Consider the following 16,437-nt stretch of genomic DNA (forward strand, 5'->3'; position numbering starts at 1 on the left):
AGGAGCATCGGTGAAGTACATCTCGACCCGCGGCGGCATGGAGCCGGCCCCCTACAGCGCGATCCTGCTGGAGGGGCTCGCAACCGACGGCGGGCTCGTCGTTCCCGAGACGGTGCCGCAGGTCTCCGCCGAGCAGATCGAGGCGTGGCGATCCCTCGACTACGCGGATCTGGCCACCGAGATCCTGAGCCTCTACGCGACCGATATCCCGCGCGACGACCTCGCGCGCATGTGCCGCGCCGCCTACAGCGCCGACAACTTCGTGGACGAGGCGATCGTGCCGGTCTCGCCGCTCGCCGGGCCCGACACCGGCATCTCGCTCGTCGGCCTCTCCGAGGGGCCGACGCTCGCCTTCAAGGACATGGCGATGCAGTTCCTCGGGCAGGCGCTCGAATACGCGCTCGAGAAGAACGACCGCGCGCTCAACATCATCGGGGCGACCTCGGGCGACACCGGTTCCGCCGCCGAGTACGCGCTCCGGGGCAAGCACGGCATCGCCGTGTTCATGCTCTCGCCGCAGGGGCGCATGAGCGAGTTCCAGCGGGCGCAGATGTACTCGCTCACCGACGACAACATCCACAACATCGCCGTCGCCGGCGTCTTCGACGACTGCCAGAACCTCGTGAAGGCCCTCTCGGGCGACCTCGAGTTCAAGCGCGCCCATGAGCTGGGCACGGTCAATTCGATCAATCTCGGCCGCATCAGCGCCCAGATGGTCTACTACTTCTGGGCCTGGTTGCGCACCACCGACGCGGTGGCCGAAGCCGAGCGCGCGGCCTTCGAGGTCTCGTTCACGGTGCCCTCGGGCAACTTCGGCAACATCCTCTCCGGGCACCTGGCGAAGGCCATGGGGCTGCCGATCCGCAGACTCGTGCTCGCCGCCAACGAGAACAACGTGCTCGACGAGTTCTTCCGCACCGGCGTCTACACGCCGCGCACGGCGGCCGAGACGCACGCGACGTCGAGCCCCTCGATGGACATCTCGAAGGCCTCGAACCTCGAGCGCTTCGTCTTCGACCTCCTCGGGCGCGATCCCGAGCGGCTCGCCGCCGCCTGGCGCGAGCTCGACGAGACCGGGAGCATCGACTTCTCCGCGGATCTGCCTCGCTTCGAGGCAGAGTTCGGCTTCCAGAGCGGCACGAGCACGCACGCCGACCGCGTCGCGACCATCCGCTCGGTGTTCGAGGGCAGCGGCGTGCTCATCGACCCGCACACGGCCGACGGCGTGAAGGTCGCCCGCGAGTACGCCGAGCCCGGCGTGCCCATGCTCGTGCTCGAGACGGCGAAGCCCGCGAAGTTCCCCGACATCGTGCTCGAGGCGACCGGCGAGCGCGTCGGCATGCCCGAGCACCTGGCCGGGTTGCTCGAGCTGCCGCAGCACGTCACCGAGATGGATGACGACGAGGCGGAGCTGCGCGACTTCATCGCGACGCGAGCCGTGCACCGCTGATCCCTCGCGGCGGGCCGGCGCTCGCGCGTCGACGGCGGCGATCGTGCGTCCGACCGGAGCCCGGAGGTTCGCGGACACCGATGTCGGCGGCACCCTCTATGGTGGTTCCTACGACATCAACAGGGAGGTGCCGATGTTCGGCGGGAGACGGCTGCGAGAGCTGAACGCTCGGATGAACGATCTCGAGGTGCGCGCGGGCACGCGCGGACGCGGCGGCTCCGACGGGCTGGCCGAGTCCTCTCGGGCCCGCAGGGCCTGGGGCGACTCGTTCGGGCTGCTCGCGACGCGCGCGCTGCAGATCATCGTCGTGCTCGTGCTCACGACGGTCGTGGTGATCGGTCTGCGCACGCTGAGCACCGTCGTGATCCCCATCCTGCTCGCCCTGATCTTCGCGAGCACGTTCGCCCCGGTGATGGGGTGGCTGCGAGCCCGCATCCCCGCGGCGCTCGCCACGGTACTCGTGCTGCTCACGATCGTGCTGCTGCTCACGGCCGTCGGCTGGCTCATCGTGTGGGCGGTGAAGGATCAGTGGGACGACCTCTCGACCCAGGCGCAGGACGGCTTCGCCCAGGTGCTCGACTGGGTGAAGACGCTGCCGTTCGCGCCCGACCACGAGCAGCTGATGGAGTGGCGCGACACCATCGTCGACTTCCTGACGAGCTCGCAGTTCGGTTCGGGCGCGCTCGCGGGTGTCGGCGTGGTCACCAACTTCATCACCGGCTTCGTGCTCATGGTCGTGGTGCTGTTCTTCTTCCTGAAAGACGGGCCGCAGATCTGGCGCTTCCTGCTGCGTCCCTTCGAGGGAGCGGCGCTGGCCCGCGCGGAGCGCGCGGGCGCGAAGACGGTCGACACGCTCGGCCACTACGTGCGCGGCACCGCATCGGTGGCTGCGGTCGACGCCATCGGCATCGGCATCGGCCTCGTCATCCTGCAGGTCCCGCTCGCGCTGCCGCTCGCCGTGCTCGTGTTCGTGCTCGCGTTCATCCCGATCGTGGGTGCGACCCTCGCAGGCATCCTCGCCGCGCTCGTCGCCCTCGTCGCGAACGGTCCGCTGAGCGCCGTGCTCGTCGTGGGCGTCGTGGTGCTCGTCAACCAGCTCGAGGGCAACTTCCTGCAGCCCGTGCTCATGGGGCGCGCGCTGAAGCTGCACTCGCTCGTCATCCTGCTCGCCCTGACCATCGGCACCGTGCTGAGCGGCGTGCTCGGTGCCGTGCTCGCCGTGCCGATCGCCGCGGTCGCGTGGGGCGTCATCCAGGTCTGGGACGGCCCAGATCTCCCCGCGAAGCCCTTCCGGCCGAAGCCGGGCGAGACCGACTGACGTCACGAAAGGCGTATCCCGCATGCGACTCCTCTTCCAGATCGTCTCCCAGGTGGTGCTCTCGGCCATCGCGCTCGTGGTCGCGCACTTCGCGCTGCCCGGCTTCGAGCTGCACATCGGCGGCTTTCTCACAGCGGTCGCGGTGTTCGCCGTCGCGCATGCCGTGCTCGGTCCGTTCGTGCTGAACATCGCGCAGCGCTACGCCGCGCCCCTCGCGGGCGGCGTCGGGCTCGTCGCGACGCTGCTCGCGCTCTGGGTCGCGACGCTGTTCAAGGGCGGCATCGAGATCCGCGGTGTCGAGACCTGGGTGCTCGCCCCCATCATCGTGTGGGTGATCACCGCGCTCGGCGGCTGGATCTTCATGGCCTTCGTCATCGAGAAGCGGCTGAAGCGCCGCGAGACCGAGAAGGCGATGAACCGGGTGAAGCGCTGAGCGCCCCGGACGCAGCGGGCGCAGGGGTGGCGGGCGCGGTGGACGGCGTGGGCGCGGTGCTCGAAGCCACGGGCGTCTCCGTCGAGATCGACGGCGCCGAGTTGCTGCCCGAGACCTCCGTCACGCTCACTCGCGGCGCCTGCGTCGCGGTGCGCGGGCCGAACGGCGCAGGCAAGACGACGCTGCTGCGCGTGCTCGCGGGGCGGATGCGCCCGAACCGCGGCCGCGCCGAGCTCTTCGGTCGTCGGCTCGACGAGCGCGACCGCGAGGTGCGCCGGCACATCGCCGCCCTGATCGAACCGCCGACGCTCTACCCCGATCTGACAGTGAGGGATCAGCTCGCGCTCGTCGAGGCGGCGTGGGAGGGCGAGGCCGAGGGTGCTGCATGGCACGGTTTCGGCAGCGGCGCGATCGACCGCTTCGGCATCGCCGCGCTCGCGACGCGCTTCCCGAACGAGCTGTCGAGCGGGCAGCGGCAGCTCGTCTCGCTCGCGGTGACGTTCGCGCGACCCGCTTCGGCGCTGCTGCTCGACGAGCCGGAACAGCGGCTGGACCCCGATCGGCGATCCCTCGTCGCCGAAGCGGTCCTCGAGGCACGCGACGGCGGGGCCGCGGTCGCATTCGCGTCGCACGACGCGGAGCTCGTCGCGCGGGTGGCGGGTTCCGACGTGCTCGTCGGGGGAGCGAGTTCGGCGTGAACCGCAGCGCCGTCCGCGTCGTGCTGCGCCGCCGAGGCGCGCGCTTCGACGTCGGCGACGCGTCGTACCCCGTCTACATCGCGATCATGCTCGTGATCATCGTGGTCGCCCCGATCGTGCGAGCCGGGCTGCTCTGGCTGCGAGCCGAGTTGCCCGCGACATCCGGCGTGGCCGCTGGGGGCGAGGGGCCTCTATCCGCCGTCGCCCCCGTGCTCACCGTGGCGACGGCCCTGCTCTGTCTCGCCGGCTCGAGGATCGGACCCGCCCGCGCCGGCCTGCCGCAGCTCGACCTGCTGCACGTGACTCCGGTGTCCAGGGCACGTCTCCTCGGTCCCTCGGTCGCGCGGTGGCTCGGCGTGGGCGCGCTCGTCGGAGTGCTCGCGGCGGCCGTGGCCGTCGCCGCCCGGGCGCTGCGCGGCGAGTTCGACGTCGGCCTCGCGGTGGCGCTGCCGCTCGCCCTCGCCTCGATCGGTCTGCTGGCCGCGGCGGCGCCGCTCGTCGGCCAGCTCAGCCCCCGCGCACGCGCACTCGCGGCCCTGCTGCTCGGTGCGCTCGCGGCGGCGCAGTTGTGGGCCGCGCGGGCGCTCGACGGTGCGGGGCTCGCCGACCCCTGGTCGATCGCCGCGCGACTGCTGAGCGATGCGTCGACCCAGCCGCTGCTCGCGGTCGTGCCGGTGGCTGCGGCGGTCGCGATGATCGCCTGGACCCCCGCGATCGCCGCGCGCCTGCGCTGGGAGGCGCTGCGCGAGCAGGCGCTGCGCTGGGATACCGTGCAGACCCTCGTCGTCGCGGGCGACCCGAGCGCCGGGCTCGCCCGCCTCGGGGCTCCGGTGCGGTGGGGGAGGCGCATCCGGTTCCGCCCCGGCCGCGGTCTCACGGGCGCGATCGCGGCGAGGGATCTGCTCGGCGTCGTCCGCGCTCCCGGCCGAAGCCTGCTCGCGCTCGGAGGTGCGAGCGCCGCCGGCGCTCTGTGGGCCGCGGCGCTCGGCGCATTCGATCCCTCGTCGATCCCCGCGGCCTCGGCCGAGGGGCGCTTCCTGCTGCCGTATGTCGGCTCGGCCCTGCTCGGCGCCGCGTCGCTCCTGCTCGCGTATCTGTCGAGCTCGGCCTGGTGCCGAGGCATGGCTGCCGCGGCGCAGGGGAGCGGTTCGCCGCCGCTGCTCCCGGTCTCGCCGGCGTCGCTCATCGCGCGACACCTCGTCGTTCCGGCGGTGCTGACCGCGGTGGCGCTCGGGGCGGGCGCGTTGCTGGGGACGGCCGCAGGCGGTCTCATCGGGCCGCACGTCCGGTTGGCGCCGCTCGTGCTGCTCTCCGCGGTCCTCGTCGCCGGGGTGGTCGTCGCCATGCGGGCGGCCGCCGTGTTGAAGGGCACCATCCCCCTGCGGCTGCTCGCGCCGGTGCCGACGCCCGCTGGCGACATGGCGGGCGTCAACGTGCTGATGTGGACGCTCGACGGCCCCATCGCCGTGCTCTTCCTCGGGGCGGCGCTCGGCGTCGTGTGGGCTCTCGCCTGCGCCGCGTCGCTCGCTCCGCTCGGCGCGGCGCTCGTCACCTGCGCGGTGCTCGCGTGCGGGCTGCTGTGGGCTCGGGTCAGGCTCGGCAGGTCCGTGCACTGAGTCGGCGCGACACCCGTACGATCGGGTCCAGAATGGGCACCGATCGGCGTGATCATGCGGGACACACCCGGGAGTCGCGCCCCGATTTTGCGTAGGCCGCGAGCATATGTCAAGATATACGAGTTGCCAGCGCAGCAGAGAGATCGAAAGCGCGAAGCAGCTCCGGCCCCATCGTATAGCGGCCTAGTACTCCGCCCTCTCACGGCGGCAACGCGGGTTCGAATCCCGCTGGGGTCACCGGATAGCGAAAGCCTCACCTTCGGGTGGGGCTTTCGTCGTTTTCGGGGAGGGGCGCCGCGCCGGAGCCGCCGGAGTAAGCTGGAAGGGTATGGCCCGGAGCCTCCGGGCAGACAGACTGGCACGAAGAGGAGCGCCCTGTGACCCGCACCATCAAGCTCGCCGTCATCCCCGGTGACGGCATCGGACCCGAGGTCATCGAGCAGGCGAACCGCGTACTCGACGCGGCGCTCGCCGGCGGCGAAGTCGCCCTCGATCGCACGGAGTTCAAGCTGGGTGCCGATCGCTTCCTCGAGACGGGCGACACGCTGCCCGAGGCCGAGCAGGCCGCGATCGCCGAACACGACGCCATCCTCTTCGGCGCCGTCGGAGGCGTGCCGGGCGACCCTCGGTTGAAGAACGCGAACATCGAGCGGGGCCTGCTGCTGAAGCTCCGCTTCGACTTCGAGCACTACGCGAACGTGCGCCCCTGCACCCTGTTCCCGGGCGTGGAGTCGACGCTGAAGCAGCCGGGAGACGTCGACTTCGTCGTGGTGCGCGAGGGCACCGAGGGCCCCTACGCGGGCAACGGCGGGCGCCTGCGCCCCGGCACCCCGGCCGAGGTCGCCACCGAGGTGTCGGTCAACACCGCGTTCGGCATCGAGCGCGTCGTGCGCTACGCGTTCGAGACCGCGCAGAGCCGGCCGCGCAAGAAGCTCACCTGGGTGCACAAGACCAACGTGCTCGTGCACGCGGGCGCCACCTGGCAGCGCATCGTGCAGACGGTCGCCGCCGAGTACCCGGAGATCGCGGTCGACTACATGCATGTCGACGCCGCGACGATCTTCATGGTGCAGGATCCCTCGCGCTTCGATGTCATCGTGACTGATAACCTGTTCGGAGACATCCTTACGGACCTGGCCGGCGCCATCGGCGGCGGCATCGGGCTCGCAGCCAGCGGCAACATCAATCCCGACGGCACGTTCCCGAGCATGTTCGAGCCCGTTCACGGCTCTGCGCCCGACATCGCTGGGCAGCAGAAGGCGGACCCGACCGCGGCGATCCTCTCCGCAGCCCTCATGCTCGACCACCTCGGTCTGACCGCGGATGGCGATCGCGTGCGCGCCGCCGTCCGAGCAGACCTCGCCACCCGCGGAGCCGCGACGCGCCCCACGGCCGAGATCGGCGACGCCGTGATCGCCCAGCTGCCGCAGCGCGGCTGAGACCCGCAGCGCCGGGCAGCCGCTCCATCTTCTTCGACCGCGAGAGAGTACCCCAATGACCGACCTTGCCTTCACCATCACCGAAGCCGACCGGCTGCCCGACGCCGAGCGCGCAGCGATCCTCGCCGATCCCGGCTTCGGCAACCACTTCACCGACCACATGGTGTCGATCGTCTGGACCCGCGAGGCCGGGTGGCACGACGCCGAGGTCGTGCCCTACGGCCCGATCCCCATGGATCCTGCGTCGTCGGTGCTGCACTACGGGCAGGAGATCTTCGAGGGGCTGAAGGCGTACCGCAGGCCCGACGGTTCGATCGTCACCTTCCGCCCGGAGGCCAACGCGCGCCGCCTGAACGAGTCGGCGGAGCGTCTGGCATTGCCGCACATCCCGGAGAGCCTCTTCACCGAGGCGATCCGTCAGCTCGTGCGGATCGATGCCGACTGGGTCCCGGGCGGCGCCGACCAGAGCCTGTACCTGCGCCCGTTCATGATCGCCGATGAGAGCTTCCTCGGCGTGCGCGCTGCGGAGCGTGCGCGCTTCCTGGTGATCGCGAGTCCCGCGGGAGCCTACTTCACGGGCGGCGTGAAGCCCGTCTCGATCTGGCTGTCCTCCGATCTCGCCCGCGCCGGTCGCGGCGGCACGGGCGCCGCGAAGTGCGGCGGCAACTACGCCTCCTCGCTGCTGCCCACACGCATCGCCGCCGAGAACGGCTGCGCCCAGGTGCTGTTCACCGATTCGGCGACCGAGGACACGATCGACGAGCTCGGCGGCATGAACCTGTTCCTCGTGCGCTCCGACGGCACGCTGCTCACGCCGCGGCTGAACGGGAACATCCTCGACGGCATTACCCGTCGCAGCCTGATCCAGCTGGCCGAGGATCGCGGCCTGCGCGTCGAGGAGCGCGACATCACCGTGCGCGAGTGGGCCGAGGGCGTCGCCGACGGCTCGATCGTCGAGGCGTTCGCCTGCGGTACGGCCGCGGTGATCACCCCGATCCAGCGGCTGGTCGGCGACAACGGTCTCCTCGTCGATTTCGGCGACACGGCTCCGGGCGAGCTGACGATGTCGTTGCGCGAGGAGTTGACCGGCATCCAGACCGGCATCCGCGAGGATCGGCACGGCTGGCTCGACGCGATCGCTCCGGCTCCCGCGGAGGTCTGAGGCATGAAGGTCGCGCGTTTCCTCGTCGAGGGCGAGATCTCGTACGGAGTGCTCGATGAGGCCGAGTCCGCTCCCGGCGTCGAAGGCGGCCGGGACGACGGTGTCGAGATCGTCGAGCTGACGGGTGACCCGATGGTGTCGGGCTACGATACGACGGGGCGCCGCTTCCCGCTCGGTGATGTGCGTCTGCTCGCACCGGTGATCCCTCGCTCCAAGATCGTCTGCGTGGGCAAGAACTACGCCGATCACGTGGAGGAGATGAGGGGCGAGACGGGTGGGGAGGTTCCCGCGGAGCCGCTGCTCTTCCTGAAGCCGAACACCTCGGTGATCGGCCCGGGCGACCGGATCGTGCGCCCCGAGATCTCCGAGCGGGTGGAGCACGAGGGCGAGCTCGCGATGATCATCGGCGCGATCGCGAAGAACGTGCCCGAGGAGGATGCGCTGAAGTACGTCTTCGGCTTCACCTGCGCGAACGATGTCACGGCGCGCGACCTGCAGATCGCGGACGGACAGTGGGCGCGGGCGAAGGGGTTCGACACCTTCTGCCCGCTCGGCCCCGTGATCGAGACCGACCCGGATCTCTCGGACGCCCGCATCACGACGCGCGTCAACGGCGAGCTGCGCCAGGACGGCCGCACCTCGCAGCTCATCTTCTCGCTCGCCCGCATCGTCGCGCACGCCTCGCAGGCGTTCACGCTGCTGCCCGGCGACGTGATCCTCACGGGCACGCCCGCGGGGGTCGGCAGGCTCGAGGCCGGCGACGAGGTCGAGGTGAGCATCGAGGGCGTCGGCACGCTCGTCAACCGGGTGGTGTGAGCGCGATGCCGGGGAGTGGGGCCGCGCGGCCCGGAACCGGCGATGGATCGGGCGAGGGATCCCGGGGGTCCTCGTTCGGCGACGGATCCGCTTCCGATCCCCGGCGACCGAGCCGACGCGACCTGCTGCGCGGCGGCGGTCTGCTCGCTGCGGGAGCCGCGGCCGGTCTCGGCGGCGGCGCGGCGTGGCGGGGGATCGAGTCCCGCGAGCATCCCGGCCAGCCCTACATCCCCGAGGAGTTCTCGGTCCCCAAACCGCGGAAGACCCCCGGGTTCGATCACCTCGTGGTTCTGATGGGGGAGAACCGCTCCTTCGACAACCTGCTGGGCCGCCTCTACACGCCTGACGATTCGCCTCCCGGCGGCTCGTTCGAGGGCCTCGCCTTCGGCGACTACGCCAACAGAGCAGAGGACGGCACCGTCGTGCCCGCTCATGTCTACGCGGGTCCGACCGACCGCATCATGCGTCGGCCGGACCCGGACCCGGGCGAGGAGTACCCCCACGTCAACACTCAGCTCTTCGGATCCCTCGATGAGCACAACAGAGGCCGCGAGGTCTCCGAGATGCGGGAGCCGTTCAACGCGCCCGCGCCGGGGCGGCGGGCCACTATGACCGGCTTCGTACTCGACTACGAGGCCGACTTCGTCGGACGCACCGGCCGTAGGCCGAGCGCGGCCGAGCGCGACCAGATCATGGGATCGTTCAGCCCGGAGATGCTGCCGGTGACCTCCGCGCTCGCGCGAGAGTTCGGCGTCTACGATCACTGGTTCTGCGCCGTGCCGAGCCAGACCTTCTGCAACCGCAGCTTCTTCCACGCCTCGACCTCGCACGGCTATGTCACGAATGCGCTGAACGGCGGCTACGACAAATGGCTGAACGCGGCGGCGACGCCGACCGTGTTCAACCGTCTGGAAGAGGCCGGGCTGAGCTGGCGGGTCTATTTCGACGAACTGCAGCTCGTGTCGTTCACCGGCATGATCCACGCGCCCGTGCTCGAGCGCTATTGGAAGACCGAGCGCTTCGCCACGATGGAGCAGTTCGAGACCGACGCCAAGAACGGCGAGCTGCCGGCCTACGCCTTCATCGAACCGCGCATGGTGTTCAACCACAACGATTTCCATCCGCCGGTCGGCGTCGGCCGCGAGAGCCCCGTCGACGGCGAACGGGTCTACAACGGTGCCCTCTCCGATGTGCGAGCGGGCGACGCGCTGGTGCATCGGGTCTACACGGCGATCCGCACCTCGATGTCCGCACGGGGCTCGAACTACCTCAACACGGCCATGCTGCTCACTTTCGACGAGCACGGCGGCACCTACGACCACGTCGCGCCCCCTGCTGCGGAGCCGCCCCAGCGCGGGAAGGGTGAGATGGGGTTCGAGTTCGACCGCCTCGGCTGCCGGGTGCCGACCGTGCTGATCTCGGCGCACGTCGAGCGCGGCAGCGTCTTCACCGAGACCATGCACCACGGCTCGCTCGCAGCGACCCTCTGCGAGCGCTTCGGCCTCGAGCCGCTCACGGATCGAGACCGGGGCGCGCCCTCGATCGCGGGCGCGTTCAACCGCAGGGTGCCGCGCCACGTCGCCGACTGGCCGCAACCATCGCCCGCCTTCGTGCCGCCGAATCCCGAGGGCGGGCCGCATCCGGCCGAGGCCGACCCCGATCGCCCGCTGAGCCCGCCCGCGAAAGGGCTTCTGGGCCTGCTCATCTCCCGCTATGGCACCGCGGAGGAGCGCGCGCACCCGCCTGCCACGTTCGCCGACGCCTATCGCACGCTGCAGAAGTACGGGAACGGACTGTTCGGGGCGGGCGCGTCGGCGTGACCGTGCCCGTTCGTGCGGCGTAACATAGCGCAAGCGCGGGTTGCGAGCGTGCCACACTGAAAGCTCCGACGAAGGGCAGGTGCCGACATGACCGCACGGAGTTCTGTCACGCTCCGCGGCGATGCGCCGCGGTTCGGCGTCGAAGAGGAGTACCTGCTGCTCGACTCCGAGACGGGGCTCCCGCGTGACGGCGCCGACGAGCTGATCGCCGAGCTGCCCGGGTTGCGCGCGGAGCACGAGTTCTTCCACAGCCAGCTCGAGACGGCCACCCCCGTGTGCGGCACTGCCGCCGAGGCCTTCGACTCGCTGCGCGAGTTCCGTTCGGCCGCCTCCGCCGCGGCAGCGCGTCACGGGCTGGTGCTCGCGGGAACGGGGCTGCCGCCCATCGGGGCGACCGAGCCGGGCCGCGTCACCGACAACCCGCGCTACGGTCGGATCCAGACGGAGATGCGCGAGATGGTGAAGCGGTACTACTCGACCGGCACCCACGTGCACATCGAGGTGCCGTCGCGAGACGCGGGCGTCGACGTGTTCCCGCGGATCGCCCGCTGGTCGCCGGTGCTCGTGGCGCTCACGGCGAACTCGCCGATCTGGCTCGGCGCCGACTCCGGCTATGCGAGCTGGCGATACCTGCAGCTGCAGCAGTGGTCGAGCTCGGGCTACCCTCCCCGCTTCGAGGACGCCGCCGAGTACGAGCGGATCGTGGAGGGCCTCGTGCGCACGGGCGCGCTGTTCGACAAGGCGCTCGTCAACTGGTCGATCAGGCTCTCGGAGAAGTTCCCCACGATCGAGCTGCGCACGGCCGACGCACAGCTCGCCTCCGACGATGCGGTGGCCTTCGCACTGATCCTGCGCGCGCTCGTGCATCACGCCCTCGCGGAGGGCGAGGCGGGGGAGCAGTCGCCCGCGATCCAGCCCGACCTGCTGCGCGGCGCGCACTGGGTCGCGGCGCGCAACGGTCTGGGCTCCGAGCTCGCCGACCCCGAGAACGGCGAGTCGCGCGCCGCCTTCGAACTCGTCGACGAACTCGTCGAACGGATCGCCCCGTCGCTTGAGGCGACGGGCGACCTCGCGCACGTCGAGCGGTTCGTCGCCGCTCGCCGCGCCGACGGGGGCCCGGCGGCGATGCAGTCCCGGGCGTGGCGCGAGGGCGGCATCGCCGCCGTGCTCGAACTCTATCGACAGGGATCCCTCGCGGCTGCCTGATCCGGCATCTGCTCGCGGCTGCTCTGGGGTGAGGGATCCTGACGCGGGTGCTCGGGCCCCTCGCCCCTCCCGCGCGTGGCTGTTACGCTCGGAGGCAGGAGCGCGAAGGAGGGCCCGGTGCCGAGCGAATGGCGGGCGCTGCGCAGCGGCGAATCGGTGCGCGAGCGGCGGAGGCAGCTCGAGCGAGCCCACGAGCGCTTCATCGCCGACGCGGGGATCGCTGCCGACCCCGAACTGCTCGAGCGCTTCGCACGGCAGGCGGAGCTGCGTCCCGTGGTGTTCGCGTCGTGGCTCCGGTCGCAGCAGCGCACGGTCGACCCCGGCCGGGCGCCCGAACGGCCCGCGCTCGACGCCGACGAACTCGCAGAGCTGCGCCGCATCCACCCCATCGCGAGGGTGATGCCGGTCGTGCAGCGGCTGCTCTTCGAGGAGGCGAGCGACTCGGGCCTCATCGTCGCGGTCGGCGACGCCGCGGGGCGCCTGCTGTGGCTCGACGGCGACGCGCGCCTGCGGTCGGCCGCAGAGGACATGGGCTTCCGGGCCGGTATGGACTGGTCCGAGGCCGCCGTCGGCACGAGCGCACCCGGCAGCGCTCTGGCGCTCGACCACGCCATCCAGGTGCTCGGCGCCGAGCACTACAACCGCGCGGTGCACCAGTGGAGCTGCACCGCCGCACCCGTGCACGACCCGACCACCGGTGCGATCATCGGCGTCATCGACGTCACGGGCGGCGACAGCGCCGCGTCGCCCCACATCCTGCCCCTCGTCGAGGCGACGCTCGCCGCCGTCGAGGCAGAGCTCAAGGTGGAGTCGCTGCGATCCCTCATGGAGTCCGGCCGCCCGGGAAGCGTCCCGACCGCGAGGTCCGCGGCCGTCGCGCCCCGCTTGATGGTGCTCGGCCGCGACCCGGCGCTGCTCGAGACCGGCCAGGGATCCCTCGCTCTCACGGGGCGGCACGCCGAGATCCTGCTCGCCGTCGCCCGGCGGCCCGGGCTCGGTGCGGCCGCGCTCGCCGAGGAGGTCTACGGCGACGCGGCATCGCAGCAGACGCTGCGGGCCGAGGTCGTGCGGCTGCGGAAGGGGCTCGCCCGGCACGGCGCCGGCATCGACCTGCTCTCCCGCCCCTATCGGCTCGACGCCCCGCTGCGCATCGACGCAGTGGAGGCGCTCGAGGCGCTCGGCCGCGGTGCCCACCGGCTCGCCCTGGCCGCCTACGAGGGGCCCGTGCTGCCCGGCTCGGCCGCGCCGGCCGTCGAGCGGCTCCGGGCCGACGTCGACGCCACCCTGCGCGAGGCCATGCTGCAATCGGCGGCGCCGGACCACCTGTTCGAGTACGCGCAGCACTGGGCCGGCGACGACGCCGAGGTGTGGGAGACCCTGCTGCAGGTGCTGCCCCCGCACAGTCCCAAGCGCGCCCGCGTCGTCGCGCGGCTCGAGGCGCTGCAACGTTGATGCAACCCTCCCCGGCCTAGCCTCGGAGCACCGGGGGCGCGCGGCCCCCGGAATCCGACAACGACGTCAGAGGAGACCCACCATGGCCGTGTACGCAGCCCCGGGCCAGCCCGATTCGCTGGTGACCTTCAAGAGCCGCTACGAGCACTACATCGGAGGCGAGTGGGTGCCGCCGGTGAAGGGCCGGTACTTCGAGAACCCCTCGCCGGTGACCGGCAAGGCCTTCTGCGAGATCGCCCGCGGCACCGCGGAGGACATCGAGGCCGCGCTCGACGCGGCCCACGCTGCAGCCCCCGCCTGGAACGCGTCCAGCCCCGCCGAGCGCGCGGTGATCCTGAACAGGATCGCCGACCGCATGGAGCAGCACCTCGAGATGCTCGCCGTCGCCGAGACCTGGGACAACGGCAAGGCCGTGCGCGAGACCCTGAACGCCGACCTGCCCCTCGCGATCGACCACTTCCGCTACTTCGCGGGCGCGATCCGCGCGCAGGAGGGCGGCATCTCCCAGATCTCCGAGGACCTGGTGGCCTACCACTACCACGAGCCGCTCGGCGTGGTCGGCCAGATCATCCCGTGGAACTTCCCGATCCTCATGGCGACGTGGAAGCTCGCACCGGCGCTCGCCGCCGGAAACTGCGTCGTCATCAAGCCGGCCGAGCAGACCCCCGCCTCGATCCTCGTGCTCTTCGAACTCATCGGCGACCTGCTGCCGCCCGGAGTCGTGAACATCGTCAACGGCTTCGGAGCCGAGGCGGGCAAGCCGCTCGCCTCGAACAAGCGCATCCGCAAGATCGCCTTCACCGGCGAGACGACGACGGGGCGCCTCATCATGCAGTACGCCTCCGAGAACATCATCCCCGTCACGCTCGAGCTCGGCGGCAAGAGCCCCAACCTGTTCTTCGACGACGTCATGGCGCAGGACGACGCCTACTGGGACAAGGCGCAGGAGGGCTTCGCGATGTTCGCCCTCAACCAGGGCGAGGTCTGCACGTGCCCGTCGCGCGCGCTGATCCAGGAGTCGATCGCGGGCGACTTCCTCGACGCCGTCGTCGAGCGCACCGAGCGCATCAAGCGCGGCAACCCGCTCGACACCGACACGATGGTCGGGGCGCAGGCCTCGAACGACCAGTTCGAGAAGATCAAGTCGTACCTCGACATCGGCAGGCAGGAGGGCGCGCAGGTGCTCACCGGCGGAGGTGTGGAGGATCTCGGCGGCGAGTTCTCCGAGGGCTACTACATCCAGCCCACCATCTTCCGGGGCGACAACTCGATGCGCATCTTCCAGGAGGAGATCTTCGGACCCGTGGTCTCGGCGACGACGTTCACCGACTTCGACGATGCGATCCGCATCGCCAACGACACGCTCTACGGCCTCGGCGCGGGCGTCTGGAGCCGCAACGGCAACACCGCCTACCGTGCCGGTCGCGCGATCCAGGCCGGCCGCGTGTGGGTCAACAACTACCACGCCTACCCCGCGCACGCCGCGTTCGGCGGCTACAAGTCGAGCGGCATCGGGCGCGAGAACCACCTCATGATGCTCGACCACTACCAGCAGACGAAGAACCTGCTGGTCAGCTACAAGGAGGAAGCCGACGGGTTCTTCTAGGCCGCTCGGCGGAGAGGCGGGACCATGGACGAGAAGACGTCGGACGCCTGCGACATCGCGCAGAGTCCGCCGACCGAGCCGATCCCGGGGGTCGTCGACGCGCGTCCCGAGGTCGAGGGCGAGACCGAGAGCCGGCTCGCCTTCACCCCGGCCGCACTCGAGTTGATCGACGAGCTCTGGGAGATGCACGGTCCCCTCATGTTCCACCAGTCGGGCGGCTGCTGCGACGGCAGCGCGCCCATGTGCTACCAGCGAGGCGAGTTCAAGACCGGCGGTCAGGACGTGCTCCTCGGCACCCTCGTGCTGCCGCCGCTCACGAGCGGTGCTGCCGGCAGCGGCACGGGCGCGGACGACGGCGGGGGCGGCGAGGGATCGCCCCGTGAGATCGAGTTCTGGATGTCGCGCGAGCAGTTCGGCGTGTGGGCGCACACGCACCTCACCGTCGACGCGGTGCCCGGTCGCGGCTCGGGCTTCTCCCTCGAGGCGCCCGAGGGCAAGCGCTTCCTGATCCGCTCGCGACTGCTCTGAGGTGAGGGATCCTGACGCGGGGTGCGTCAGGATCCCTCACCCCCATAGGGTGGAGAGCATGGACGAGCAGCGCGCGCACAACGGATTCACCCTGCCGGCGATCGGCTTCGGCACCTACAAGCTGAACGGCGCCGAGGGCGCGGCAGCCATCGCATCGGCGATCCGCGGCGGCTACCGGCTCATCGACTCGGCGTTCAACTACGAGAACGAGGGCGCCGTGGGCCGCGCGGTGCGCGAGTCGGGCGTCGACCGCTCCGAGATCACCGTCACGAGCAAGCTGCCCGGTCGCCACCACGAATACGAGGCCGCGCTGCGCACGATCGAGGAGAGCGTCTTCCGCGCCGGGCTCGACGCGATCGACCTCTACCTGGTGCACTGGCCCAACCCTGTCACCGGCAAGTACGTCGAGGCGTGGCGCGCGCTCATCGAGGCTCGCGAGCGCGGGCTCGTGCGCGAGATCGGCGTCTCCAACTTCCTGCCGGAGCATCTCGAGCGCATCGAGGCCGAGACGGGGGTGCGGCCCGTGCTCAACCAGATCGAGCTGCACCCGTTCTTTCCGCAGACCGAGGCGCTCGCGCTGCACCGCGAGCTCGGCATCATCACCGAGGCCTGGAGTCCCGTCGGCCGCGCGGGGGAGCAGGTGCGCCACCCGGTGGTGGTCGAGATCGCCGGGCGCCACGGCATCGCCCCCGTGCAGGCGATCCTCGCCTGGCACGTCGCGCGCGGCGCGGTGCCGCTGCCGAAATCGGGCGACGCCGGACGTCAGACCGAGAATCTTGCGGCCGCCGAGATCGTGCTGAGCACCAATGAGGTCGACGCGATCACGGCGCTGGGCAAGCCCGACGGGCGCCAGAAGGATCAGGACCCCGCGGTCTACGAGGAGTTCTGAGCGG

The 16,437-nt window shown here is 71.0% G+C and carries 14 protein-coding genes and 1 tRNA gene; all 15 read left to right on the top strand.

The genetic code is table 11. From position 1 onward, the window contains the following. Positions 1 to 10 precede the first annotated feature (10 nt). The gene (gene thrC, locus J4H91_RS03240; protein WP_208044821.1) at positions 11 to 1,450 is read left to right on the top strand and encodes a threonine synthase; all 1,440 of its coding nucleotides are present in this window, start codon (positions 11 to 13) and stop codon (positions 1,448 to 1,450) included. Between the two features lie 43 nt (positions 1,451 to 1,493). Then, positions 1,494 to 2,768, top strand: a complete 1,275-nt coding sequence (locus J4H91_RS03245) for an AI-2E family transporter (protein WP_341783404.1) — start codon at positions 1,494 to 1,496, stop codon at positions 2,766 to 2,768. Positions 2,769 to 2,790: 22 nt separating this feature from the next. Then, complete coding sequence (locus tag J4H91_RS03250) at positions 2,791 to 3,201, top strand: phage holin family protein (protein WP_208044822.1); 411 nt, start codon at positions 2,791 to 2,793, stop codon at positions 3,199 to 3,201. A gap of 38 nt (positions 3,202 to 3,239) precedes the next feature. Beyond that, the gene (locus tag J4H91_RS03255) at positions 3,240 to 3,899 is read left to right on the top strand and encodes an ATP-binding cassette domain-containing protein (RefSeq protein WP_208044823.1); all 660 of its coding nucleotides are present in this window, start codon (positions 3,240 to 3,242) and stop codon (positions 3,897 to 3,899) included. After that, positions 3,896 to 5,515: a hypothetical protein gene (locus tag J4H91_RS03260; RefSeq protein WP_208044824.1), complete on the top strand. Its 1,620-nt coding sequence runs from the start codon at positions 3,896 to 3,898 to the stop codon at positions 5,513 to 5,515. The genes J4H91_RS03255 and J4H91_RS03260 overlap by 4 nt, the downstream gene beginning before the upstream one ends. A gap of 164 nt (positions 5,516 to 5,679) precedes the next feature. Further along, positions 5,680 to 5,752: transfer RNA gene (locus J4H91_RS03265), tRNA-Glu, on the top strand. A gap of 140 nt (positions 5,753 to 5,892) precedes the next feature. Beyond that, positions 5,893 to 6,954, top strand: a complete 1,062-nt coding sequence (locus tag J4H91_RS03270) for a 3-isopropylmalate dehydrogenase (RefSeq protein WP_208044825.1) — start codon at positions 5,893 to 5,895, stop codon at positions 6,952 to 6,954. A gap of 55 nt (positions 6,955 to 7,009) precedes the next feature. Beyond that, positions 7,010 to 8,116 (top strand): branched-chain amino acid aminotransferase, encoded by a 1,107-nt coding sequence (locus J4H91_RS03275; RefSeq protein WP_208044826.1) that lies wholly within the window; start codon positions 7,010 to 7,012, stop codon positions 8,114 to 8,116. 3 nt (positions 8,117 to 8,119) lie between these two features. Then, positions 8,120 to 8,932, top strand: a complete 813-nt coding sequence (locus J4H91_RS03280; protein ID WP_208044827.1) for a fumarylacetoacetate hydrolase family protein — start codon at positions 8,120 to 8,122, stop codon at positions 8,930 to 8,932. A gap of 5 nt (positions 8,933 to 8,937) precedes the next feature. Continuing rightward, positions 8,938 to 10,752, top strand: coding sequence for an alkaline phosphatase family protein (locus J4H91_RS03285; protein ID WP_208044828.1), 1,815 nt, complete (start codon positions 8,938 to 8,940; stop codon positions 10,750 to 10,752). 87 nt (positions 10,753 to 10,839) lie between these two features. Beyond that, positions 10,840 to 11,958 (top strand): carboxylate-amine ligase, encoded by a 1,119-nt coding sequence (locus J4H91_RS03290; RefSeq protein WP_208044829.1) that lies wholly within the window; start codon positions 10,840 to 10,842, stop codon positions 11,956 to 11,958. Between the two features lie 117 nt (positions 11,959 to 12,075). Next, positions 12,076 to 13,410, top strand: a complete 1,335-nt coding sequence (locus J4H91_RS03295; protein WP_208044830.1) for a sigma-54-dependent transcriptional regulator family protein — start codon at positions 12,076 to 12,078, stop codon at positions 13,408 to 13,410. 82 nt (positions 13,411 to 13,492) lie between these two features. Next, positions 13,493 to 15,016, top strand: coding sequence for an acetaldehyde dehydrogenase ExaC (gene exaC, locus J4H91_RS03300; protein WP_208044831.1), 1,524 nt, complete (start codon positions 13,493 to 13,495; stop codon positions 15,014 to 15,016). Between the two features lie 24 nt (positions 15,017 to 15,040). Next, positions 15,041 to 15,544, top strand: coding sequence for a DUF779 domain-containing protein (locus J4H91_RS03305; RefSeq protein WP_208044832.1), 504 nt, complete (start codon positions 15,041 to 15,043; stop codon positions 15,542 to 15,544). 58 nt (positions 15,545 to 15,602) lie between these two features. Next, the gene (locus J4H91_RS03310) at positions 15,603 to 16,433 is read left to right on the top strand and encodes an aldo/keto reductase (RefSeq protein ID WP_208044833.1); all 831 of its coding nucleotides are present in this window, start codon (positions 15,603 to 15,605) and stop codon (positions 16,431 to 16,433) included. Positions 16,434 to 16,437: the final 4 nt, after the last annotated feature.

The sequence above is a fragment of the Leucobacter ruminantium genome (genome assembly GCF_017565705.1).
Taxonomy (GTDB): Bacteria; Actinomycetota; Actinomycetes; order Actinomycetales; family Microbacteriaceae; genus Leucobacter; species Leucobacter ruminantium.